At 36.2% G+C, this 25,259-nt stretch carries 23 protein-coding genes and 1 pseudogene; 13 read left to right on the top strand and 11 right to left on the bottom strand.

Features of this window, described 5'->3' with window-relative positions; genetic code table 11:
* Positions 1–21 precede the first annotated feature (21 nt).
* Positions 22–999 (top strand): GTPase, encoded by a 978-nt coding sequence (yjiA, locus tag GWI58_RS01595; protein WP_004252542.1) that lies wholly within the window; start codon positions 22–24, stop codon positions 997–999.
* Positions 1,000–1,171: 172 nt separating this feature from the next.
* On the opposite strand, the gene GWI58_RS01590 is transcribed toward yjiA, so the two are convergent.
* The 3 genes from GWI58_RS01590 to pepT form a co-directional block, all read right to left on the bottom strand.
* The gene (locus tag GWI58_RS01590) at positions 1,172–2,494 is read right to left on the bottom strand and encodes an L-cysteine desulfidase family protein (protein ID WP_094959391.1); all 1,323 of its coding nucleotides are present in this window, start codon (positions 2,492–2,494) and stop codon (positions 1,172–1,174) included.
* A 630-nt stretch (positions 2,495–3,124) separates the two neighbouring features.
* The gene (gene dcuC, locus GWI58_RS01585) at positions 3,125–4,492 is read right to left on the bottom strand and encodes a C4-dicarboxylate transporter DcuC (protein ID WP_017827767.1); all 1,368 of its coding nucleotides are present in this window, start codon (positions 4,490–4,492) and stop codon (positions 3,125–3,127) included.
* Entirely contained in the window at positions 4,489–5,742 is a 1,254-nt protein-coding gene (gene pepT / locus GWI58_RS01580; RefSeq protein ID WP_094959390.1) for a peptidase T, read from the bottom strand. The genes dcuC and pepT overlap by 4 nt, the downstream gene beginning before the upstream one ends.
* 401 nt (positions 5,743–6,143) lie before the next feature.
* Here pepT and GWI58_RS01575 point away from each other — a divergent pair, with 401 nt between their 5' ends.
* On the top strand, positions 6,144–6,788 hold the full coding sequence (locus tag GWI58_RS01575; RefSeq protein WP_161768853.1) for a hypothetical protein: 645 nt from the start codon (positions 6,144–6,146) through the stop codon (positions 6,786–6,788).
* Between the two features lie 123 nt (positions 6,789–6,911).
* On the opposite strand, the gene GWI58_RS01570 is transcribed toward GWI58_RS01575, so the two are convergent.
* Complete coding sequence (locus tag GWI58_RS01570) at positions 6,912–8,252, bottom strand: MATE family efflux transporter (RefSeq protein WP_161768852.1); 1,341 nt, start codon at positions 8,250–8,252, stop codon at positions 6,912–6,914.
* Positions 8,253–8,450: 198 nt separating this feature from the next.
* Here GWI58_RS01570 and GWI58_RS01565 point away from each other — a divergent pair, with 198 nt between their 5' ends.
* Positions 8,451–9,350 carry a diaminopimelate dehydrogenase gene (locus tag GWI58_RS01565; RefSeq protein ID WP_110229782.1) on the top strand — a complete coding sequence of 300 codons (900 nt, stop codon included), beginning with the start codon at positions 8,451–8,453 and terminating at the stop codon, positions 9,348–9,350.
* 84 nt (positions 9,351–9,434) lie between these two features.
* Here the strand turns inward: GWI58_RS01565 and GWI58_RS01560 are convergent, their stop codons facing one another.
* Positions 9,435–10,262, bottom strand: a complete 828-nt coding sequence (locus GWI58_RS01560) for a phosphoenolpyruvate hydrolase family protein (protein ID WP_004247257.1) — start codon at positions 10,260–10,262, stop codon at positions 9,435–9,437.
* Positions 10,263–10,278: 16 nt separating this feature from the next.
* Complete coding sequence (locus GWI58_RS01555; protein WP_004247258.1) at positions 10,279–11,490, bottom strand: Tm-1-like ATP-binding domain-containing protein; 1,212 nt, start codon at positions 11,488–11,490, stop codon at positions 10,279–10,281.
* A gap of 235 nt (positions 11,491–11,725) precedes the next feature.
* Here GWI58_RS01555 and GWI58_RS01550 point away from each other — a divergent pair, with 235 nt between their 5' ends.
* The 3 genes from GWI58_RS01550 to GWI58_RS01540 all read left to right on the top strand — a co-directional run bounded on the left by GWI58_RS01550 (position 11,726) and on the right by GWI58_RS01540 (position 15,080).
* Entirely contained in the window at positions 11,726–12,361 is a 636-nt protein-coding gene (locus GWI58_RS01550) for a TetR/AcrR family transcriptional regulator (RefSeq protein ID WP_094959386.1), read from the top strand.
* Between the two features lie 63 nt (positions 12,362–12,424).
* Entirely contained in the window at positions 12,425–13,057 is a 633-nt protein-coding gene (locus GWI58_RS01545) for a helix-turn-helix transcriptional regulator (RefSeq protein WP_004245045.1), read from the top strand.
* Positions 13,058–13,268: 211 nt separating this feature from the next.
* Positions 13,269–15,080: a hypothetical protein gene (locus tag GWI58_RS01540; protein ID WP_161768851.1), complete on the top strand. Its 1,812-nt coding sequence runs from the start codon at positions 13,269–13,271 to the stop codon at positions 15,078–15,080.
* A 21-nt stretch (positions 15,081–15,101) separates the two neighbouring features.
* Here GWI58_RS01540 and GWI58_RS01535 read toward each other — a convergent pair whose 3' ends face one another.
* Positions 15,102–15,512 carry a GNAT family N-acetyltransferase gene (locus tag GWI58_RS01535; protein ID WP_004245043.1) on the bottom strand — a complete coding sequence of 137 codons (411 nt, stop codon included), beginning with the start codon at positions 15,510–15,512 and terminating at the stop codon, positions 15,102–15,104.
* A 113-nt stretch (positions 15,513–15,625) separates the two neighbouring features.
* Here GWI58_RS01535 and GWI58_RS01530 point away from each other — a divergent pair, with 113 nt between their 5' ends.
* Positions 15,626–16,666, top strand: a complete 1,041-nt coding sequence (locus tag GWI58_RS01530) for an AbrB family transcriptional regulator (RefSeq protein WP_161768850.1) — start codon at positions 15,626–15,628, stop codon at positions 16,664–16,666.
* Between the two features lie 84 nt (positions 16,667–16,750).
* Here the strand turns inward: GWI58_RS01530 and GWI58_RS01525 are convergent, their stop codons facing one another.
* Positions 16,751–17,101 carry a YacC family pilotin-like protein gene (locus GWI58_RS01525; protein WP_004247264.1) on the bottom strand — a complete coding sequence of 117 codons (351 nt, stop codon included), beginning with the start codon at positions 17,099–17,101 and terminating at the stop codon, positions 16,751–16,753.
* A gap of 212 nt (positions 17,102–17,313) precedes the next feature.
* Between GWI58_RS01525 and cueO the strand changes: the two genes are divergently transcribed.
* Entirely contained in the window at positions 17,314–18,894 is a 1,581-nt protein-coding gene (gene cueO, locus GWI58_RS01520) for a multicopper oxidase CueO (protein ID WP_110229785.1), read from the top strand.
* Positions 18,895–19,052: 158 nt separating this feature from the next.
* Positions 19,053–19,595, top strand: a complete 543-nt coding sequence (gene hpt, locus GWI58_RS01515) for a hypoxanthine phosphoribosyltransferase (protein WP_004245039.1) — start codon at positions 19,053–19,055, stop codon at positions 19,593–19,595.
* A gap of 59 nt (positions 19,596–19,654) precedes the next feature.
* Here the strand turns inward: hpt and can are convergent, their stop codons facing one another.
* Positions 19,655–20,308, bottom strand: coding sequence for a carbonate dehydratase (can, locus tag GWI58_RS01510; protein WP_020945227.1), 654 nt, complete (start codon positions 20,306–20,308; stop codon positions 19,655–19,657).
* Between the two features lie 846 nt (positions 20,309–21,154).
* On the opposite strand from can, the gene GWI58_RS01505 reads away from it, so the two are divergent.
* The 4 genes from GWI58_RS01505 (at position 21,155) to GWI58_RS01490 (ending at position 24,553) form a co-directional block, all read left to right on the top strand.
* On the top strand, positions 21,155–22,096 hold the full coding sequence (locus tag GWI58_RS01505) for an ABC transporter ATP-binding protein (protein ID WP_004245037.1): 942 nt from the start codon (positions 21,155–21,157) through the stop codon (positions 22,094–22,096).
* On the top strand, positions 22,093–22,863 hold the full coding sequence (locus GWI58_RS01500) for an ABC transporter permease (protein ID WP_004245036.1): 771 nt from the start codon (positions 22,093–22,095) through the stop codon (positions 22,861–22,863). The genes GWI58_RS01505 and GWI58_RS01500 overlap by 4 nt, the downstream gene beginning before the upstream one ends.
* Positions 22,864–23,052: 189 nt before the next feature.
* Positions 23,053–24,282, top strand: coding sequence for an MFS transporter (locus tag GWI58_RS01495; protein ID WP_036894246.1), 1,230 nt, complete (start codon positions 23,053–23,055; stop codon positions 24,280–24,282).
* Between the two features lie 88 nt (positions 24,283–24,370).
* Positions 24,371–24,553 (top strand): DUF2526 family protein, encoded by a 183-nt coding sequence (locus GWI58_RS01490; RefSeq protein WP_110229786.1) that lies wholly within the window; start codon positions 24,371–24,373, stop codon positions 24,551–24,553.
* Between the two features lie 92 nt (positions 24,554–24,645).
* Here GWI58_RS01490 and GWI58_RS01485 read toward each other — a convergent pair.
* A pseudogene (locus tag GWI58_RS01485) lies at positions 24,646–24,837 on the bottom strand (zinc metalloprotease HtpX); the annotation flags it as partial.
* A gap of 56 nt (positions 24,838–24,893) precedes the next feature.
* A partial coding sequence (gene tnpA / locus GWI58_RS01480) for an IS200/IS605 family transposase (protein ID WP_161768849.1) occupies positions 24,894–25,259 on the bottom strand: 366 nt, incomplete at its 5' end.

Raw genomic sequence — 25,259 nt, 5'->3', positions numbered from 1 at the left:
AATCTGTAAAGGAGACAAATAATGGAACCTATTGCAGTAACAATATTGACTGGCTTTTTAGGATCGGGAAAAACAACGCTTTTACGCCATATGCTCAATGAGGAGCATGGTTATAAAATTGCGGTGATTGAAAATGAATTTGGTGAAGTGCCTATCGATGATGAAATTATTGGTGATAGAGCAACACAAATAAAAACACTCACCAATGGCTGTATCTGTTGTAGTAAATCGAATGAGCTTGAAGATACTTTGCTCGATCTCTGCGATAGCCTTGATCGTGGTGACATTGTGTTTGATCGCCTAGTGATTGAGTGTACAGGGATGGCTGATCCGGGGCCTATCACACAAACATTTTTTTCTCATGAAGTGATCTGCCAACGCTATTTATTAGATGGCATTATTACACTGGTTGATACAATCCATGCTCAGCAACAGTTAGATCAATTTGCTATTGCACAATCTCAAATTGGTTATGCGGATCGCATTCTATTAACTAAAACAGATATTCAACCTGCGAGCCAACAATTACTTGCTCGTTTAAGACGTATTAATGCTAGAGCGCCTACCTATACGGTGATCAATGGGCAAATAGATTTAGCACTATTATTTAACGTAAAAGGCTTTATGTTGAATGATACTTTAGAGGTCAAGCAACCCCTGTTTCGTTTTCAGCCAGAAAAACAAGATGATATTCAGTCTATTGTACTAAATTTTGATTATCCCGTTGAGTTACAAGCAGTCTCTGATGTTATGGAGTCTTTGTTATTGAGCTTTGCCGATAACTTATTACGTTATAAGGGGATCTTAAATATTAAAGATAGTCCTAACCGGTTGTTATTCCAAGGAGTGCAACGATTATATAGCGCTGATTGGGATAGACCTTGGCAAGAGAATGAAACTCGTCAAAGCACCTTAGTCTTTATTGGTATTCATCTGCCAGAAGAAGAAATAAAAGCCAGTTTCGATGCGTTAATGCATAACACTAAAGAATATGAGTAATAGCGATTGTTTGAGAAAAGTGTTTGTTGGTAGTGATGTAATAGCAGTAAGTAGTAAGCAGTAAATAGCAGTAACGAATATTAATCATGCTCCTGGACTTGAGGAGGATCCTGTTCCTGGGATCTTATGTTTCACCCCATAATAACCATTATGGGGTGTTTTTTTATACTAATTAGCCATTAGCAACAGCTTTATATTCCATAATTTCAATAATTTGTACATCAGTATGTTGCATTGCTCGACTAGCTAATGCACAAAGATTCTCGATTGTCATATCAACATCATGAGTGACAATGCCGTCATTACCTGTCACACAGGTATCATCTAGCGCCATTAATACCGCTTTATAAGCGGCACTTGCTCCTGTCGACACTTTCATCGCACAACTGTTAGAGGCACCATCACAAATCACACCACTAATATCGCCAATCATACTACTAATTGCCATTGCCATGGGTTCATAGCGTTCTTCCATTAACCACGCAATAGCACCAGCAGCTCCCATTGATGCGGTTGTTGCAGCACATAGTGCGGAAAGTGCCGGGAATTTGTGGTGAATATAAATGGCTAATAAATGTGAAAGCATTAATGCTCTTGCCATTTTTTCTTCACTAACCTGTAAATATTCAGCAACCACCACAACAGGCATTGTAGCTGCAATACCCTGATTTCCTGAACCTGAGTTACTCATTGCAGGTAGTACGGCACCGCCCATACGTGCATCAGAAGCCGCTGAAGTGCGGATCATAATTTCAGAAAGCAGATCTTTAGCTAACAAGCCACGTTGTTGCTGGCGTTGTAAGGTTTGACCAATATGCAAACCGTAAGTATTGTTCAAACCTTCTTTTGATAATGCGTCATTTAATTGCGCAGATTGCAAAATAAAAGAAATTTCTTCTACAGGAGCTTGAGTAATGAACTGATAAATTTCTTGTGTGTTAGTGTTGGTTAAGGCTTGCTTAATTTGGCAAGGGGAGGCCGTTTGTTCAGATTGTGATGATAATTTATCAAGCACCACCTGACCATTATGAATAATTTTAACAATATTAGTATGATCACCTGCAATAATGACGGTGGCACTGTTTTCACCATCTTCAACGGTAACCTCAGAGTAAAGCACCTCTTGGCATGCTTTTTTTATTGATACGCAGACAATGCCTGAATTTAATAGATTTTTACTTAACTCAACTTGTTCTGGTGTGGCATTTTTTAATACTTCTAGACCTGCTTCACTATCTCCAGCAACAGCCCCTAAACTAGCCGCAATAGATAATCCCACCATACCCGTGCCCGGTACAGTCACTCCCATTCCGTTTTTCATTAAGTTAGGAGAAACCTCTGCGCTAATACGAGTGATATTATGTCGCAGATAACGAGCTGCAGTGGCAGCAGCTAATGCAAGTGAAATGGGTTCGGTACAACCTAAAGCTGGCTTCACTTGTTGCTTAACAGCTTCAATTAATATTTTCCAGTAGGAAGATAATTGTTCTTTCATTGCATTATGTCCAATAAATAGTTTAATAATTCAAGGCGTTATATTGTAATTTTGATGCTTTGATCATACTGAATCTATTGGAGAAAATGTTTTCTGAATTTCCTAAGTGGGTGTAAATTTTGAGAAAAAAATACTATTTACAGATATTAAACTAGTAATATTTTATCTTGGATGAGTGACGATTATTGAAGAATTGATTTTTTATTGATGTAGCAGTAATAGTATCAAGTCGAACAAAGTAATTTCTTTAGTGATAGCTGATGATTATAAAATAAAAAACAATAGAATGAATGACTCATTCTATTGTTAGTATAATTTCATACTTAATGTGGGCTAACTCAGAATAGTTAAATAAATGACCAGCCAGTGATGATGATAGCATCACTTACAATCATTATTTAACATAGTGAATATTATGACTTTTTGCAGCTTTGGTATAAGAATAATCTGAGGTTTTTTTATAAATATATTTATCTATTTTGCATGATGTAGATAATAGTAAAATAATAATTTAAATATTCTTTACTATTTTTTATTTAAAATGATTAACAATAAAATAGTTACTATTAATTTTTAGATGGTGAATATTTATAAATAGCCTGAAGCAAATAAATGCTTCAGGCGAGTTGCTCAATAATAAAATATAGCAATAATGGCACAGTGGAAAACAAAACCAACCATAAGAGGAACAGCGGTTCTTTTTACCACATCAAAGGGTTGCAATTTAGCTCCACTAGAAACCGCAATAATCACGCCCGCCACAGGAGACATGCCGCGTCCCATATGTGATGCCTGCTGCATAGGTAAAATCATTGCAATGGGATTAACCCCCATGCTATGGGCAATTTGTGGAATAAGTTCAACGAATGCAAGGAAAGGTGCATTACCTGAACCCATAATAATTGCGGCAGCCAATGTCACGATAGCGAACACTAATGCCATGGCAAATGGTGGTAGACCAACAGATTCCGCCATAACGATCAGGCTGTCTATTGCACCACTGACTTTAATACCATGAGCAAAAACACCCGCGGCAACTAATAGTCCAACAACATTACTAAATGCAGAACCCATACCCTTTAGAAAATGTTGGAAGCCTGCACACACTGATTTAAAATCACGTAAGCGTAATGTTTCAATCAGCATACAAATTGCCATTGAAATTAATACAATAGTGACGACATCAAGGTGAATACCTTCAACAAATAGGCTTGATGAACTTACTGCCATAATAATAGGTAACATTGGCAGTAAGGCATAAAAGCCGGGGATATTTTTATCACTTTTGGCTTCTTCTGCTATTTTTCCTAATTGGGGTACAAAGCCCGCTTTGCGATCACAATGGCGTTGCCAGAAGATATGGGTAATACCAACAGCCAATACAGTTGCAATCGCCGCAGGCCCTTGGTAATAAAGCACATACTCAACCACGCCTAAGTCAACCGCTTTTGCACCTCGAATAGCATCAATCGCTGTTGGCGTGTAAGCAACGCCTAATGAAGTTGCAATGACACCAGCAGCAGATGCTGGAGATAAACCTAGTCCTATCATAATGGGGAACATGGTACCCATTAGTAGAACGGCCAATCCTGTTGCTGATGGAATAGCGAGTTGCAAAATACTCGCGAGTAAAAAAGAGAAAAATAGCAATACATAAGGTGAGCGCATATTTTTCAATGGGCGAGTTGCAACACGTACAACGGCTTCATTAGCACCAATATGATCCATATAATGGGCGAATCCCATGAGCGCCATGATCATCAGACCTAAATCTGCAGCACGACTACTAAAGAGATCACGCATAACCTCAAAGGGATCTAGCCAGCTAATACCAGTTGTTTTGACATTTTTAGGTAAAATATCTCCCCAACCAAATATCATTGTTAGCGCCATTAAGACTAAACCTGCAACTAACAAAACCGGTTCGGCTTTATATCCTTTTAAGATCATTCTAGCGACAATAATAACGACAATTAAGACCGCAAGAATTTGGATCATGCTTTAGCTCCGGGGGCAAAGCGCTCTGCGGTGATCTTAACGACAGATTTCAATACATCGCTGGCAGCATAAAGCGATTTAACAGGAAGGTATTCATAAATAGAGTGGAAATTGTGCGCTCCGGTAAAAATATTAGGGCAAGGTAATCCTTTTTGCGATAATGCTGCTCCATCATAGCCACCCCGCATAGGGATTGGACGAGGGGTAATACCATTGGCTTTATAAGCATCAATAGCAATATCGATAGGATATCGATTTTCACCTTGTAGACTATTAAAGACATTTGCATAACGATCGGCTTGCTTACAAACAACAGTCCCTTCACCCCATAACGCTTCACATTGTTCTGAAAGTTGTTTTAAAAATGCCATACGATGGGCGTAGCCTGCTTCTGTGAAATCACGTACATCCATTTTTAATATAGTTCGTGCGCTATTACCCGCCAGTTGTTTGACCCAATAATAACCTTCACGACCTTCAGTATATTCAGGTGCTTCACCGCCCGGTAACATCGCAATAAATTTATGTGCCATTAACAGTGAGTTTTTTAATTTACCTTTTGCTGACATAGGGTGTGCCGAGGTTCCGATAAAGGTTATTTCAACATCACCGGCATTCCAATTTTCATATACAAGTTCACCAATACCACAACAATCTAAGGTATAAGCAAAGTCTGCGCCGAATTCTGTTACATCAAAGGCTTTTGCACCACGTAAACCTTGCTCTTCATCGGGTACAAAACCAATTTTAACTGTACCGTGTTTCACTTCTGGATGTTGTTTAAAATATTGCAACATATCCATAATAGAGGCGATAGCCGCTTTGTCGTCAGCGCCTAATAAGCTAGTACCATCTGTTACGATGATATCGTCACCAATATAGTTTTCTAATTCAGGGAATTCACTTTGACGTAAAAAAATCTCAAGTTCTTTGTTTAAGCAAAGGTCGCCACCTTTATAAGGTAAAATTTGTGCTTTAGTATCATTAGTTTGTTCTGCACTGGTATCTAAGTGACCAAAGAAAGCCACGGTAGGAACCTCATAATCAAGGTTAGAAGGTAGTGTCGCGGTAACAATGGCGGTATCGCGAATTTTGATATCTTCAACACCTAACGCCTTTAACTCTTCGACTAATTGTAAAGCGAGGACTCGCTGACCTTCCGATGAAGGCATAATCCCCGCAGCACCATTTTCTCTATTTGTTGTAGTATTCACCTTGGTGTAAGAAATAAACCGATCAACAATGTTCATGATTAGACTCCGTTGTGTTTTTTGTATTTTATTTAATAAAACTCTGTTGTCTCATTATTGAGAATGAGCAACAGTTACTTTTATCACAAAAAAAGCATTAAAGAATTATAAAAAAATAATTTTTTTACAAGAAAATTTTAATGTTAATCAATGTTTAATTTTTGTTTTCTCATTATTAAAAAACTGTTTTTAATTATAAAAATATTTTAAAGTATAATTATTTTTAGAAAAAACAAAAATAAGTTTTTGCTAGTATAAATTATTGATTTTTTTAGCAATTGTTGATGTTTAAAATTATTTATGAAGATAGTAGTGAGTAATTAACTAAAAATTAATTACTTATTGATAGAATTTAGTGAAAGTATAATATTTAATTCTGCTAAATCTATTAGGGAGCAGATATGCAAATTTCAAATAATGTTAAAAATATTTTATCATCGCTAAAAAGCATTAATAATGAGAGTTATAAATTTAATACAGAATTGAAATCAGCTATATTGAGTTGTTATAATACAATATCCTCTTTTATAAAACCATTTTTTCATAAAACTTCAAATAATTCAGAATTTAAAGTTCATATTTCTAATATTGAAAATATGGGAAAGAATGAAAATATACAATCAGATAATAATAAAGTAATAAACACCCCTCACTCAATGAAAGATGATAATGATAAATTTGGAGATTTATCTAAAGTACAAAAAAAGGTTAAAATTGATGAAATAATAAATTTAATCATTAATGATATTATCTCTGTTTTAGAAGAAAAACCTACATTAGAGAAAGGAAAAATTATACAATTTGAGGATGAATTACATTCTCACTTTAAAAGTATTTTATCATCTACTAATGACTCGTCTTTAACTGAGATTAAAAATAAATTTTTAGCATCAATCATCGATAGCATATTAACTTCAGACGAAAAAATAAAATCTGAATTTGGAAATATTAATACTTATGAATATTTTTTATCAAATAGTATAAATGAGACGATTAGTCGTTCACTGGCTAAAGATAAAAATCTTGTAAAAAAGGGTGATAAATAAAATGGTAAGTATGAATTATAAAGCTTAAATAAATTTAAAATCATTAATGAATAATGTAGCAAGTTAACTTATTTATAGCCAGTTTCTCAAGGCCTAATAATATTATTAGGCCTTGAAAGAGCATCAAATATCTAAGCGCTTAGCTTGCCATTTACGAGAGCGCCAACGCCATGCATTCGTTAAGCCTCGTAGCCACTCATCGCAAAGAAAACCTATCCAAATCCCAATTAACCCCATTTCCATTTTTATACCAAGGAAATAGCCAACAGGAATAGCAACTCCCCACATAAAACAAACGGCTGTAATGAGTGGGAATTTGGCATCTCCGGCTGCACGTAACGCATTAACCATAACAATATTAAATGTACGCCCAGGCTCCAAAAAGACCGATAAAATAAATAAAGGTAACAGTTGGTCGATAATGCGTTGATCTTCGGTGATAGAATACAAAATAGGATCACGCATAAACCAATAAATAATCACCACACCAATAGTAAATAGCACACCTGCTTTTAGGTTTTTAAAACCCCGTGTAAACGCTTCATCAAATCGTTTTGCACCAACTAAATGACCGACTAATATTTCATTACCAATGCTAATCGCAATGCCAAATAACATTAAGAATAATGATAGTTGGAAATAGAGTGTTTGTGCGGCGAGAGGAACTTCTCCCATTAAGCCTATAAAGGCAGAGGCGGTCATATAATGTAAAATCCACACTAGGTTTTCACCTGCAGCAGGTAAACCAATATGTAGAATTTTGGCTAACATATTTTTAGACCAAATCACTAATAGTCTTATATCGAATTTAATTCTTAATCCATAGAATAAAAGACCACATAATAAGACAACGGCAATAATACGACCGACAACCGTTGACCATGCAACACCCACTAAACCGTATTGTGGAAGCCCAAAGAAACCATATAGTACAATCATATTGCCGATAACAGTGACAATATTGGCAATTAACGTCACATACATCGCCGCTTTCGATTTACCATAAACCCGCAAACAGGCAGCTAAGATAATTGAAATTGCTTCAGGAATAAGACAAATACCCAAAATATGGAGATAGTTATAGCCATCTTGTACTAAATGCTCTGGCGTATTCATTACATTTAGAATGTTGTAGCCAAAAAAGATAATAATAATGGCACTACTAAAGCCCAGCAAAAAGTTAAAGGCGATAGAAATATGAATAGCTTGACTCGCTTTATCGCGCTTACCGGCGCCTAAATATTGAGCAATAACAACGCTACATCCCACACTAATAAAGTTAAATATGGTGATAAAAAGATCAAAAACTTGGTTACCTACGCCCATTGCAGCTAAATAGGCAGTAGAGACATGACTTATCATGTAAGTGTTAATCAATAGCGTGGCAAGATGAAGAAAAATATCAATAAAAATAGGCCAGCTAAGGGAAAAAAGTGAGCGATCCGCTACATCAGATTGATGCATTGAAAACCTTCTTAAAAACGAGTGAAATAGTGTTGTAAATATAATCAGAGGAAAGTGGAGCGATTTTACATGCTTTATGAATAAGGGAATAGCTAAATTGATGAACCAGTAGCAAAAAAACTTTTTATATGTTTTATTCATTGATTATTAAACATTATTATCATTCAATAATGATTAACAACGAGAACAGGGAAATAAATGAATACTAAAATAAAAGTCGCTATTGTGGGCTATGGCAATATTGGGCGCTTTGCACTAGATGCAGTACTTGCAGCACCTGATTTTGAGTTAGTGGGGGTAGTTCGCCGTGATAGTCAAAATATTCCAGAAGAACTGCGAAATATAACAGTAACAAGTGATATTAAAAGCTTAGGTAAGGTGGATGTTGCTTTATTATGTTCACCAACGAGAGCCATTAAAGATTTGGCTAAATCGATATTGAGCTTAGGCATTAATACCGTTGATAGTTTTGATGTCCACAGTGATATCGTTGCATTAAAAACAGAACTGGATGAGGTGGCGAAAAAGCATAACCGTGTTGCAGTGATTTCAGCGGGTTGGGATCCGGGTTCAGACTCTATTATTCGTACTTTAATGTTAGCTATGTCACCTAAAGGTATTACCTACACTAATTTTGGTCCCGGTATGAGTATGGGTCATAGTGTTGCCGCTAAAGCTATTGATGGTGTAAGAGATGCGCTATCAATGACTATTCCATTAGGTACTGGTATTCATCGGCGTATGGTTTATGTTGAATTAGAAACGGGTGCTAACTTTGCACAGGTTGAGCAAGCCATTAAGGCCGACAGCTATTTCTCATCTGATGAAACACATATTAAACAAGTTGATAGTGTTGATAGCTTAAAAGATGTTGGTCACGGAGTACAAATGACCCATAAAGGGGTGTCAGGCAAAACACACAATCAATTATTTGAATATGCTATGCATATTAATAATCCAGCATTAACATCTCAATTTATGGTTTCTGCAGCCAGAGCAAGTATGAAACAACAAGCGGGTGCCTATACTGTGATTGAAATTCCCCCCGTTGATTTTTTAGCAGGGGATTTAAATACATTAATCGCAAAACTGGTGTAATCAGTTAGGCTTCTTACGAATAAAATATTGCCCACATGATGTGGGCAATAGGATCAACGCTTAGGCAAACTTGATGATTTGAGATTAGCGTTTAATATTTTTAAACTCTTTTGTTGTTGCAGTTAAAGCGACTTCTGTTGGTAAACGTTCCATTGAACTTGCGCCATAAAAACCATGGCAATCAGGACAGTTATCAAGGATATATTGCGCATCTTTTGGTGTTGCTATAGGGCCACCATGACAAAGTACAATCACGTCAGAACGTACTGATTTTGCAGCTTTTGCCCAATCGTTAATAAGGGCGACACAATCATCTAAAGTAACGGCTGTTTCTGCACCAATATTGCCACCAGTAGTTAAACCCATATGAGGAACAATAATATCTGCACCGGCTTGTGTCATTGCAATGGCATCTTCACGACTAAAAACATAAGGTGTTGTGAGTAAGCCTTTTTCATGTGCTTTGCGGATCATCTCTACTTCAAGAGCATAACCCATACCTGTTTCTTCTAGATTAGCGCGGAAGTTACCATCAATTAAACCAACGGTTGGGAAGTTTTGTACGCCAGCAAAACCGATGGCTTTAACGTCATCTAAAAACTTATCAAAATTGCAGAATGGATCTGTACCATTAACCCCGGCAAGCACAGGTGTCTGTTTTACAACAGGCAATACTTCTTTTGCCATATCCATAACAATTTCATTGGCATTGCCATAGGCTAATAATCCTGCCAGAGAGCCACGACCCGCCATACGATAACGACCTGAATTATAGATAACAATCAGATCGATACCGCCAGCTTCTTCGCATTTTGCGGAAAGACCTGTTCCCGCACCGCCACCAATAATAGGCTCTTTACGTGCGATCATGTCATTAAATTTTTTGAGTAATACTTCACGTGAATAAGTCATACTTCTTTCTCCGTGGTTAGCAAATAAGTTCCTGGTGTAAATCATAAACTTGCTGATTAAATTCAGCAGAATTTATGTGATATGGACTGATGACTAATTGACGAGTCTCGGTCTCTTTAAATGTTGTTATAAATGCATCAAAAAATGCTTGGTTTGCTTGAGGATCCCAGAATGGCCCCCCTTCAATATCTAAAGCAGAAAAACCGCCCTGTGGAAAAATAAACGTCAGAGGGCCTTCACACTGATTCAATTTTTCAGCGATCCAGATCCCCATTTGACGATTTTCCCTTGGTGTTGTACGCATTAAGGTGACTTGCGAATTATGGTGATAAAAATGACGATCTTTATATTTCTCAGGTACGGTAGCAGGGCGACCAAAGTTCACCATATCCAACGCGCCACAAGAGACGATACAAGGTGTTTTAGTGCGGGCGATGGCACCAAAACGATCTTCATCACAAGCAAGGACACCCTCAAATAAATAATCACATACTTCGGTTGTTGTTAGATCAAGAACACTATGAAGTAAGTGGCTGTCTATCAGTTTTTCCATGGCTTTACCGCCACTCCCTGTCGCATGGAAAACTAAACAGTCATAATTATTTTCAAGTTTTTTAGTTAGTTGTTGAATACAAGGCGTAGTTACACCAAACATCGTTAATGCAACAGCCGGTTTATCAACACTATTTTCTTCTTGGTAAAAATAAACAGCGCCGGCAATTTGGTTGGCCGCATTTCTCAATACCTTACGAGAGATACGGTTTAAGCCGGATACATCTGTTACGGAGTACATCATTGAAATATCGCTAGCGCCGATATATCCGGAGATATCACCGGAAGCCATAGTCGATACCATCAATTTAGGTACGCCAATGGGCAAAGATTGCATTGCTGGTGTAATCAATGCCGTTCCCCCTGAACCGCCTAATCCTAAAATAGCGAGGACATCGTCACAGTGGGTTAAATAACGTTCAAAAGCGACGGACATTGCTGCGATAGCTTTTCCACGGTCACCGCAAAACACGGCGTTTTTTCCATCAGGATGGTAACTAGCAACTTGTGCAGCTGTGACGTCGGCTTCTCTTTCTAATGCTGTAGGTTTGGTTGTCAAATCTACGGTTTTGACAGGAAGGCCTGCTTTCTTTATTAATTCACTGACATAAAAAATTTCAGCGCTTTTAGTATCAAGCGTAGTCGCAATATAAATGAAGCCAGCATACTGTTTCATAAGCCTTCCCTTACCTTTTATGATTATTGACGTGTAGATTATAATCACAATGAGACTTGAGTTTCATTTATAATAGCATTATTTTGAGACGCATGTCTCATTATTTTTATTTTTTCTCTTTTAAATGTCGCTTAGGTAGACTCAATCGCCTAAAGTAAACTTTAATCGTATTAAGAATAGTTCTTAAAATCAGTATAGTAGCCACGAAAAGTGGAGTAATAGCGAAGGAATTTTTATGAGTTTTAGTCGTAATGAAATAGATACAATGTCAGGTACTCGAAAAAGAACCTACCAATTATTGGTGACAACGGCATTGCAACTTTTTGAACAAGGGATGTTACCTACCGTATCAGAGCTTGCAGCACATGCTGGTGTTTCAAGGGCAACGGCGTATCGCTATTTTCCCACTCAAAGTGATTTAATTAGTGCTACTGTTAATGCAAGTTTAGCACCGATCATTGCATGGCAGCCCACTCCAGAAGATAATACACAACAGCGTATTACTGCGTTGCTCAATCTTGCTTATCCACAAATGTTTAAACATGAAGGGGCGTTGCGTGGCGCATTGCAGGTTTCATTACAGCAGTGGGCTAAAGAGCGACAATCAAGCGAATATACAGAAAAACGATTTATTCGTGGTCATCGTAAAGAGATCTTACTTAAAGTCATCGAACCATTAAAAGCGCATTATCCGCAAGAAATGTGGGATAAAGTGATAAAAGCTTTCTCACTTATTTATGGTTCTGAAGTTTTTTTAGTAATGAAAGATATCTGGAAAATGGATGATCAGCAGGTCATTGATATGACCCAATGGATGGCTAAAGCTATTTTAAATCAGGCAAAGTCAGATTTTCCGATAGATAACGATTAATTATTTGAATAAATCGGTTAAAATTGTATAAATCATTTACGTTTTAGCTATTGTAGGATCGTTATGTCACACAAAACTGCAGACCAAGAGTGGCTGGTAGAACAACTAAAATATATTGCACAGGGCATTGGTAAAACATTATCGCCTTTTTGTGAAGTTGTACTTCATGATCTGACCGATAGTGAAAATACCATTATGGTGATTGAAAATAATCTATCAGGTCGAAAAGTGGGGGATAGAGCGACTGAGCTAGGTATGGCAAGGATTGAATCGTCTGATTTTCCACAAATTGTTGCAAACTATCCTAATCAGTTTCCTGATGGTAGAACAGCTAAAAGTACATCGATAGGTATTAAAGATAAACAAGGCAATTATGTTGCTGCTTTATGTTTAAATATTGATATATCGATGATTAAAGGTTTACAAATGGTATTAAATCAATTTTCGACTCTTGAAGAGGGAAATCATATCATTGAAACTTTTAGCTCAGTAACAGAAGATTCGTTGAAAAAACGTATTGATGAATTTTCTGCAACTTATTCAGTGACACCAAGAGCATTGAAACCGCATCAACGACGCGAATTGCTATTGTGTTTACAGGATGAAGGTTACCTTTCACTTCGCAAAGCAATGGAAATTACAGCGCAATACCTCGGTGTTTCAAGAGCAACAGTGTATAACGATTTAAAAGAATGATTAAACGATAAATTATTTTTTAAATTACAGCGGAATACAAATCATTAAACTAAAAAAGATATCATTTTTGATATCTTTTTTATTTATATTTTAAATTAAATGTGATTTTTATTGTAAATGATTAATTAATTACTACTGTGTTATTTTTGTAAGTATAAATTGATAAAAAGAATAAAATAAACAGTTAATTTGTTAATGTAAGGGCAATAAAATGGATAAAGTTAATGGTTTTGGTGTATTTAATAAGAGAATAGAGTTATCTACTAAGAAAGACTATTTAGGATCATGTTATGTAACTTTAGCAAAGAACATAAAGGATATTTCTAATACAACGGCTAAGCCAAGTTTTATAAAAAAAATTATTCATATGATGGAACGATTTACAATGTTTTTTGCAATTAGCCAAACCGGTAGAATGGGAATAAGTAATAGAGATGGGGATTTAAATAAATATAATGAAATACTTACTTATTTAGAGAGTAAGGTGAAAGATTTAAAGTGTAAGATAGATGAGTTTAATAATAAACCAACAAAAAAAGATAATGTAGATAGGGGAAAAGATGAGATAGTTACAATTGCAACTGAATATCATAACCTAAACCATTTTCTCTCTTTAATAGATAATGAAAATTCAAGTTTTAAAGATAGATATAGTTTCTTCAATTATTTAAATGAGTTGCAACGAGCGGAGGCCTTTTGCCGAAATTCATCAAATACAGATTATAATCATCTGGCGGATAAATTTAAAAATATTATTAAGGAAAGAGTTGAAAGAATAAAAAAAGAAGATGTTATAAAAATATTTAATGAAGTGTTGATAAGGTATGATAATGAAACTCGATTTAAAAATAGTAATGAAAGAATACTAGCTAATTTTTCAAGTAATAAGGAGAAAGAAAAATTTCTGTCTAAAATAAACTTTCTAGTCTGTGTTTCAAAATATAATCCTCCTCTTATGGTAGAGGTAGAGCAACTTCAAGAAAAATTTCCAGTACAGTTACGTAAAATAATGAATGTAATTATTTATGAAGAAAGTATAATGGGTGTAATTCTTAATGACGCGAATATTGATTGTGTATATGACTATTCACTTAATAAAGTGCAAGATATTTGGATTGAAAAATATATAAATAAGTTTTATGATGGCGAAGATATAATACTAGATAAAAGTACAGATGATAATGTCGCTTATTTTGAGGGTGAGTTACAGTGGGACGATTCTTTGCTAAATAATACTATTAATAAAGACAATATAGATTCTGAACTTAATCTTTCTGAAGGAGGTGAAAATATTCAGGAAAAATTAAAGAAATATGTTAAAGGCGATGAAATATCCTATTTAACTTCTATTCTGGAAAAAATAGAAATAGATAAATTAGGAGGAAAAGAAATATATACTTTAATTTCTATTCTGAAAGAGATAGAACGAGGTAAATTAGGAGATAACGAAATATATACTTTAATTTCTATTCTGAAAGAGATAGAACTAGATAAATTAGAATGGGACGGAATATATACTTTAATTTCTATTCTGAAAAGGATGGAACTAGATAAATTAGAATGGGACGAAATATATACTTTAATTCCTCTTCTGAAAGGGATGGAACTAGGTAAATTAGAATCGAAAGAGATATATACTTTAATTTCTATTCTGAAAGAGATAGAACTAGGTAAATTAGGATTGAAAGAAATATATACTTTAATTCCTATTCTGAAAGGATTAGAACTAGGTAAATTAGAATTGAACGAAATATATAATTTAATTCCTCTTCTGAAAGAGATAGAACGAGGTAAATTAATAGGGAAAGGAATATATAATTTAACTTATATTCAGGAAGAAACAGAACTAGATGAAGATAATATAAATAAGGGTGATTTAAACGAAGATAATATAAAAAAAGATAATTTAAAATATGCTGATATTCTTGAATTAATGGAAGAAGAGGAAGTTACACAATTAAATGTAGATGGACTTAGCATAATAGATAGCAACTATGCGTTCTCATCTGAAGAAGGAAAATAAATATTTTATAGTGTAAAATATTTATAATACTTTGTTTAAATAATATTTTTTGTCACTAATCGGATAATTTTCTAAGGTGCCAAAAACTTCAAATCCCTGCTTTTGATAAAAAGGCAGGGCTTGAAAGCTAAAAGTATCCACCTCAGCATATTTGGCACCTTTCTTTTTAGCTGTATTTTCCATTGCTTGCAGTAATTCTGTACCAATATTGTTACCACGATAGGCCTTATCAACCCATAGATAACGAATACGTAGCCAATTACCTAATATATCACCAGTGATCCCACCTATTTTTTTACCATTTTCCTCTTTAAAAACGGCTAAGGGCGTATATTGCTCCATCTGAATATACTGAAGGTTATGTGTTAATAAGCCTTCATAAATTTCGTTGATTTCATTCGTCGTCGGGGCGGTGGTGATTTTTAATGACATAATTAGCTCTTAATATTAATAAAAATAATATTTAAATTATCATTATTTGTTTATTAAAAATTTATACCAGTGATAGGATTAATACCATAATTAAAAAAACTGGATAACACAACATGTCATTTTTAAAAAAACTACCGGGAATTCTGCTTTGTGCACTAATTGGTGGGTTATTAACATTATCTGGTCTGCCGATGGCGTTGATGTTTGGGCCAATCGTCGTGGTTATTATTGCTTATCGTTTTAAATGGCAGCTCTCTGTTCCTAAGCATACACTGACTTTTATCCAACTAACCCTAGGCACCTCTGTTGGATTGATGTTTAACCAAGTACATTTAGGGAGTGCGGATAATTTAGTGCTTCTTTTGATTATCCTCGTTATTTGTTTAGCCATTCAATTTGTTGTCAGTTTCTTATGGTTTCATCGTTATATTGGTTGGACAAAAGAAGAGGCTATGTTAGGCGCTGTACCTGGCGCGATGGCGGCTATTCTTGCTTTAACTGATCATACCAAAACACCACCACAAAAAATTGTTATTTCTCATACTATTCGTTTAATCGTATTGATTATTATGGCTGGATTTATTGTTGGCTCAGATAAAGCAACTCTTACGGAGTTTACATTACCTGAAATGACACTGTTGTCATCGATGTGGTTATTATTAATTGTCGCGTTAGGGCTAGTATCTGGGCTTTTATTACAGAAAATTCATTTTCCAGCACCGTTTATGTTGACATCATTAGGCAGTGCAATATTGGTACAATCTTTTGTCAGTGAGCCGATTGCTTTTCCAATGCTATTAAATGAACTCAGCATGGTGTTAATTGGGATGAATATTGGCGCACATTTTGTGGTTTTTCCTTTTGCTTCGTTAATTAAAAATGCTTTTTCCTCTGTGCAGGTGGTCATTATCAACGTTATTTTAACGGTGATCGTTGCATTGAGCGCAGCTTATTTAACAGGGGCGCCTTGGACAACGCTGGTATTAGCTTGGGCACCGGGAAGTATGGAAGCAATGACATTTGCCGCGATCACTATGAATGTCGATGCGGCTTTTGTGATGTCGAATCATATATTGCGCATGTTGATCATTCAAAGTATTCCTTCTATTGCCTTGTTTTACAATGAACGAAAGCAGAAAAGAAAACGTGAGTAAAATAGCAATAACAGTAAGATATCGACAGACATAATAAATTGAAAAGCCACTGTATCAGTTTGATAGAGTGGCTTTTTTATACAATTAATAGTTTAGTAAGCTAAGTGATTTTTGGGCCAGTAGTTGACATTTTTTGTTATGAGCAATTTGTATATTTTTTAAATCCTGATAACTATCTTCATTAAGCTTGCTCATTGGGAGCATTGAATAATTAGAGACATCCCACTGCTGAGATTGTGAAAAAATAATCAGCGCTCGTTCTATTTTTTGTTTTGAGATCTGCTCATAACCACAATCATTATTTAAAAACAGGTATACCGCGGTTAAATCAGCTAAGTCTTCTGCTTGAGTATAAGTGAGTGCTTTTGCACTAGAAGAAAAAAGCGTGGCAAAAGAAAGAATAACAGTGCAGAACAAAGCGAACATTTTTTTCATTAGTGGTGACATTCCTATATGTGATGATTTCACAAGATTTGTTATTTGACTTAATTAAGTTAAAAGTTTTGCAAAGACCCGTTGCTTTGTGTGGTTTCTATTTGACCTTCCAGTAAGGGGAGACTTTAGCATTGCTCAATAGTTTATCGATAAATTTATTTACCTAATTATGACAAATATAGAGTAATTGATTTTATTCAAAGGAATACATTATGCAACGTCGTGAATTTTTAAAATTAGGGGCAACATTAAGCGCCGTCACACTATTACCAAGTTGGAGCCGTCTCGCATTCGCCCAAACTAACACGCCTTCACTCGCTATTCCACCTCAAATTAGCCCAGACAAACAACAAAAGATTGTTCTTAATATCCAACAAGGTGTTTCCCAGTTTACTGCTGCAGCAAGTACAACTACTTGGGGGTATAACGGTAGCTTATTAGGCCCAGCATTAAAATTAAAACGTGGTGAGCCTGTTACTATTGAGATCAATAACACGCTACCAGAGACTACGACGGTGCATTGGCATGGTCTTGAGATAAGTGGTGAACAAGATGGAGGCCCTCAAGCGACTATCGCGCCGGGTAAATCACGAACAGTAACTTTTACGCCAGATCAAGCGGAATCGACATGTTGGTTTCATCCCCATACTCATGGGATCACCGGAAAACAGGTGGCAATGGGATTAGGGGGATTAGTGATCATTGAGGATGACGAAACAGCCAAGCGAAAGTTACCTCACCGCTGGGGAGTGGATGATTTACCGGTTATTTTACAAGACAAACGCTTAGACAGTAACGGCCAAATTGACTATCAACTTGATGTGATGAGTGCTGCAGTAGGTTGGTTTGGCGACATGATGCTCACTAATGGTGCAATTCAACCGCAACACATTGTACCAAAAGGTTGGATTAGATTACGTTTCCTCAATGGTTGTAATGCACGTAGTCTTAATTTAGCCACCAGTGATGGCCGACCAATGTATGTAATTGCTAGCGATGGTGGGTTATTAGCGGAACCAGTCAAAGTGACAGAACTCCCTATTTTAATGGGGGAGCGTTTTGAAGTACTGGTTGATACCTCAGATGGACGTGATTTCGATATTGTCACTTTACCTGTCCGACAAATGGGGATGGTATTAGCACCATTTGATAATGTATTACCTGTATTACGTCTACTGCCTTCAGCAGAAAAAGCGGTGGGTATTTTACCTGATCAATTAGCCTTAATTCCTGCATTACCATCACTAAGTCATATTGCGACACGATCATTACATTTGCGAATGGATATGCGTTTAGATATGCAAGGTATGATGGCGCTAACGGAGCGTTACGGTGATAAAGCGTTGGCGGGAATTCACCATGGTATGAGTCATATGCGTCAGGGCAATGGAAATGGCATGATGGGGGGCGGCATGAATTGCGGTCATGGCTCTGCGGATATCGATATTTATAATGCAAATAGCATCAATGGGATCCCATTCTCAATGACCGAACCTGCATTTGATGTTAAACAAGGGGTTTATGAACGCTGGTTGGTTTCTGGTCGTGGCGACATGATGTTACATCCATTCCATGTTCACGGAACACAGTTCCGTATTTTATCGGAAAATGGTCGTAAACCTGAAAAACATCGCCAAGGTTGGAAAGATATTGTCAGAGTGGAAGGGCAAATTAGCGAGATCCTTGTAAAATTTGACCATTTAGCGACAAAGGAGCACCCATTTATGGCTCACTGTCACTTATTAGAGCATGAAGATACTGGAATGATGGCGGGCTTTACGGTGAGTCGATAATTTTTACTTTAATAAGTAACAAAATTAGCGATAAAAGTTTGCAAAGGGAGTAAAGCTAATATTTTATTCCCTTATTTTCCTTCATTGACAACGTCGCATGATGATAGAAATTCTGGTACAATCGGTTGCTTTCCCCGTTAACCTAATCGAAATAAATCATGAAACATATTGTTGATGTCATGATCTCTGAAGAAGAGATCAAACAGCGTATTGCTGAATTAGGTCGTGAAATCACAGAACATTATCGTTCTCGTCAAGAAAAACACGATTTGGTCTTAATTGGCTTATTAAAAGGCTCTTTTATTTTTATGGCGGATTTATGTCGTGAAATTGAAGTGCCACATGAAGTCGATTTTATGACAGTATCAAGTTACGGTAATGGAATGACGTCAACAAGAGACGTTAAAATCATTAAAGATCTTGATGAAGACATTCGTGGTAAAGATGTTCTGATTGTTGAAGATATTATTGACTCAGGTAATACTTTAAACCGTGTTAAAGAGATTTTAAGTTTACGTGAGCCTGCCTCTATTGCTATCTGTACGCTACTTGATAAGCCATCACGTCGTGAAGTGGATGTGCCAGTAGAGTGGATTGGCTACTCTATTGAAGATAAGTTTGTTATAGGTTACGGCATTGATTATGCACAACGTTATCGTCACCTACCTTATATTGGTCATGTAACGCTACTAGATGAATAATCTTGTTGATTTATATCGTATATTAAAAAACCCGCTTTGGCGGGTTTAATATTAGAAAATCAACGTGGATGGCTTAATTTTGCAATAGCTTGGCGATAAGAGAGTTCTAGTTTTTCACGACTATCTGAAGTGATATCTAAATCGTGTAATTCACCATTGTTTAAACCGTAAACCCAACCGTGGATCATCACTTTTTGTCCACGTTTCCATGCAGCTTGCATAATAGTTGAGTGACCAAGGTTATAAACTTGTTCTATCACGTTAAGTTCGCAGAGTAAATTTAATCTATCTTGTGGTGCGAGTTCACCTAACATGGAGCTATGTTTATACCAGATATCACGGATATGCAGTAACCAGTTATTAATTAAGCCCAGCTCAGTCCCTTCAATAGCAGCTTCAATACCACCACAGCCATAATGACCACAAACAATAATATGTTCAACTTGTAGGACATCAACGGCATATTGAATAACAGAAAGACAGTTTAAGTCGGTGTGGATCACAAGGTTTGCCACATTGCGGTGTACAAATAAATCACCAGGGGCGGCATTAATTAATTTTTCAGCGGGGACGCGGCTGTCTGAACAACCAATCCATAAGAAATGAGGTTTTTGGCCTTTACTCAGCTCTTTAAAAAATTGCGGGTTTTCTTCTGTAACAGAACCTGACCATTGTTTATTGTTGGCTAACAGTTCTTCAATTTTTCTCATCATGATGTGACTGCCTGTAAATTCAGTTTCCCACCATTTGCGCTGACAGTAGGCCAACACGAAATAGCTTTAATGTTATTGTTGGATGTTTAAGCTCAATAAAGAAAGGGTATTTTTATACCATTACTTTTGAATGAATCAGAAGGCTTTTTTTGAGCCAAGTGACAGTTAATTGCTTGTCTATTTTCGCTTTCAAATAAGATAGAACTTTTTACAGTATTTGTTTAATGAATTTATCAACACATTATTTGATGTAAATCAAATGTGTGAAAAGATAACTGATTGTTAACTCGATTATTCTTATTTTGAATAATCGAGAATAATTATTTTTTTATAAAAAATATTAATGTTTTTTAGGCTGGCGAATGTGAGGATAAAACCTGTTAACAGTATCTGTTCGTTTTTTATTGATAAATTATTTGAGGTAATAAAGCGCATGATAATATCTATCAGTCAGATTGAGTAATAAGGCCAATAAATTTATTGCTATTAAACAGGCTAAATAATAACATTTAGTTATTATTGGCTTTTTATTGAGATTAATACTGGAAAATAGCTACAATTAATCGTCATTTTTATTGATCAGTAATTGCAGTGTTCGCTCTGCTGAATATTAAAATAGTTAAATAAAATTTATTTATCTGTTTGAGGTATTATCTGTAAAACGGTTTATTTACGTCTTATTTTTCTCTAGAATATCTTATTCCATTTTGATCCTATTAAACTAAGCCCATTTTCTATACCTATCCTGATTTGCACTCAGGGGAGTAAGGCTTAGTTGAATAGCTATTTCTGATTTCAGCTCAGTCAATGCTGAATAATGCAGTTGATAAAAGGTAATTTCCACTTATGACTTATGCATTGGAGTTAACCGAGTTAACGAAAACTTACCATAATGGTGTCAAAGCGCTTAAAGGAATTAATTTAACCGTAGAAGCGGGGGATTTTTATGCGCTATTAGGCCCTAATGGTGCAGGAAAATCGACCACCATAGGGATTATCAGCTCTTTGGTGAATAAGAGCAGTGGTAAAGTCAAAGTATTTGGCTATGACACCGATACCGATATGGTTAATGCTAAAAGACAACTCGGATTAGTGCCACAAGAATTCAATTTCAACCCTTTTGAAACCGTATTACAAATAGTCCTTAATCAGGCTGGCTACTATGGTGTACCACGTAAAGTGGCATTAGAGCGTGCAAAAACGTATTTAACCCAATTAGATTTATGGGAGAAAAAAGATGATAGAGCACGTTTTTTATCTGGGGGAATGAAACGGCGTTTAATGATTGCGCGTGCATTAATGCATGAGCCTAAATTGCTGATCCTCGATGAGCCAACGGCGGGAGTCGATATTGAATTACGTCGTTCAATGTGGACGTTTTTACAACATTTAAATGCACAGGGTACCACTATTATATTAACCACACATTATCTTGAAGAAGCAGAAATGCTGTGTCGGAATATTGGTATTATTCAGCGTGGTGAACTGGTTGAAAACACCAGTATGAAAGGTTTATTAAGTAAATTAGAGTCTGAAACCTTTATTTTAGACTTAGCGGCAAAAAGTCCGTTACCTGAATTACAAAATTACCAATATCGTTTAGTCGATACATCAACACTAGAAGTTGATGTGAAAAGAGAGCAAGGATTGAATGGGGTTTTTGCTCAGCTCAATGCACAAGGTATTCAAGTTTTAAGTATGCGTAATAAAGCTAACCGCCTTGAAGAGTTATTTGTGCATTTAGTTAATGAAGATCATACAGAAACAGAAAAAGGAGAGAGGGAATGATTCAGTTGTATTGGGTAGCCCTCAAGACGATTTGGATTAAAGAAGTGACCCGTTTTGGTCGTATCTGGGTACAAACTTTAATTCCTCCTGTTATCACGATGTCGCTCTATTTTGTTATTTTCGGTAACTTAATTGGTAAGCGTATTGGTGATATGGGCGGTGTTGATTATATGCAGTTTATTGTTCCCGGCTTGATTATGATGGCGGTGATCACAAACTCATATGCTAATGTCTCCTCTTCATTTTTTGGCGCTAAATTCCAACGTAGTATTGAAGAATTATTAGTATCGCCAGTACCGACCCATGTTGTTATTGCCGGATTTGTGGGTGGTGGTGTTGCCCGTGGTATTTGTGTTGGGATATTGGTCACTCTGGTTTCACTATTTTTTGTACCACTAGAGATACACTCTTGGACAATGGTTGTGGTGACATTATTAATGACCTCGATTGTTTTTTCTCTCGCAGGATTGTTAAATGCCATATTTGCGAAAACCTTTGATGATATTAGTATTATTCCCACCTTTGTTTTAACGCCATTAACTTATTTAGGTGGTGTGTTTTATTCACTCTCCCTATTACCAGCATTTTGGCAAGGTGTTTCTAAATTAAACCCGATTGTTTATATGATAAGCGGTTTCCGTTATGGTTTTTTAGGGATCACTGATGTGTCATTAACGGTGACAATCACGGTACTATGCCTGTTTATTGCCGTGTTTTATATCGTAGCCTGGTACTTAATTGAAAAAGGTCGCGGTTTAAGAAGCTAATCTACAAATTAGTGTTTAAGGTAATAAAAATTAAAATCGGTGTCTGCAACAACAGATGCCGATTTTTTTTAGCTAAATTTCATTCAGTTATGTTAAATTTTATTTAAATTTGTCTTTTGCTATTAACAAGTTTAATTTCTTTGTTTAGTATACTAAACAAATAACTTTGGGATGGTAAAGGATAGAAGCATGGCAGTGGCAAGCGAAACAGCAAAAGAACCAACGGTACTTTCTCGTCGTAAATTGTTATGTATTGCCGGAATGGGGTGGACTTTCGATGCAATGGATGTGGGGCTTCTCGCCTTTTTATTAACGGCATTAAAAGAAGATTGGGGGTTAACAGCAGCGCAATTAGGTTGGATTGGCAGTATTAATTCTATCGGTATGGCCGTAGGCGCTTTTGTCTTTGGCATTATGGCCGATAGAAAAGGTCGTAAACCGGTATTTATCTTAACGTTGCTGCTATTTAGCCTTGGTTGCGGTTTAACTGCATTAGCAAGCTCCTTAATGGTGGTATTAATTTTACGCTTTTTTATTGGTATGGGATTAGGTGGAGAATTACCTGTTGCTTCCACATTGGTGAGTGAAAGTGTTAAAGCCCATGAGCGTGGTCGTATTGTTGTTTTATTAGAGAGTTTTTGGGCAGTAGGGTGGTTAATTGCCGCGTTAATAGCATATTTTATTATTCCTGATTATGGCTGGCGTATGGCTATGTTATTGAGCGCACTACCCGCAGTTTATGCACTCTATTTGCGTTCAAAGTTACCAGAACCCAGTTCCACACAGTTATTATTACAAAATCGTTTATCTCTTCGCCAATCAATGGCATTGATTTGGTCACCTCAATATCGCCGTTCAACACTGATGTTGTGGGTATTATGGTTTTGTGTGGTGTTCTCTTATTATGGCATTTTTTTATGGCTACCGAGTGTCGCAATGTTAAAAGGCTTTAGTTTAATTAAAAGCTTTCAATATGTGTTGATCATGACACTCGCTCAGTTACCGGGCTATTTTACCGCGGCATGGTTTATTGAACGTTATGGTCGTAAATTTGTGTTAATCACTTATTTAGCAGGCACCGCGATTAGCGCTTACTATTTTAGCGTAGCCGATTCCACAACCACACTATTAGTATTTGGTATGTTGTTATCATTTTTTAATTTAGGTGCGTGGGGGGCATTATATGCCTATACCCCAGAACAATATCCTGATGGTATACGAGCTACAGGCGCTGGAACGGCGACGGCAATAGGCCGTATTGGCGGAATATTAGGGCCACTGATGGTAGGCTATTTAGTGCAATATCAATTTGAAATAAGCACTATTTTTCTTATTTTTAGCCTTTCCATTGTGATAGCGATACTAGCGGTTATGTTATTAGGTAAAGAAACCAAAAATAGACCACTTAATTCTATTTAATCACTTTTTTTATGACTAAAAATACAGAACGTCTCCTTTCTTGTTATATGATAGTTAATAAGTATTTTATAGGAAAAGAGGAATAATTATGTCTCATTATGAGGAAGTGATTAAGCAGGTTGATGAGGCCATTGTCAGTGCTAGCATACAAACGATGAACGAATTGCTGGTGGAATTAGGTAAAGATAACACAATAGCCTTTGCTCAGCGTTATGAACAGCAAGAGCGTCTACGTACTGCTATTTTTCATCATGGTGAAAAACAGCGCTAAGCAATCCTATGATGATAGAATAATCAAAAAGCGTTTATTTCATGTATTTATTCTATAATCATGGATAAACGCTTTTGTTTTAATTTGTTGGTTTAAAAAGTTTTTTTTCCTTCGAGCACAGCTATTCTATTTTCAATCGAAGGATGGGTTGAAAAAAGGGAGTCTCCCTTATTAAAAATAAAGGCTGCTTTGCGATATGCTCGTCCTGTAGAGCCATCTTCAAAATTTTCAGTTTCGTGTTGTGCTGCAATTTTCTTTAGTGCATTGATCATTGATTGATTATCTAAAGCACCGTAAAACCCCGTCCTTCAGGTCGGGGATATAAGGCGCGGTTTTTTAACTAACTAGGTGTTTCCTGTTGCTCAATATACTGGCGGATAATGGATATTGGTGCGCCACCACAACTCCCCGCGAAATAACTCGGCGACCAAAGAACCCCCTTGTAGTAATCACGTTGGGCAATATCAGGACGATCACGTCGAAGTAATCGACTCGATACCCCTTTAAGGCTGTTAACCAGATTAGATATCGCCAGTTTTGGCGGGTAATTAATCAGTAAATGAACGTGATCCCGTTCCCCATCCATTTCAACCAGTTCAACATCAAAATCAGCACAAACACTGGCAAAGTAGCCTCGCAATTTTTCAATTGCATCCTGATCAAATATTTTTCGCCGGTATTTTGTGACAAAGACCAAATGGACGTG

The organism is Proteus sp. G2674, from assembly GCF_009915195.1.
Classification (GTDB): domain Bacteria; phylum Pseudomonadota; class Gammaproteobacteria; order Enterobacterales; family Enterobacteriaceae; genus Proteus; species Proteus mirabilis.
The sequence above is the reverse complement of the archived record's forward strand: the minus strand, read 5'-3'. Positions and strand labels throughout refer to the sequence as shown.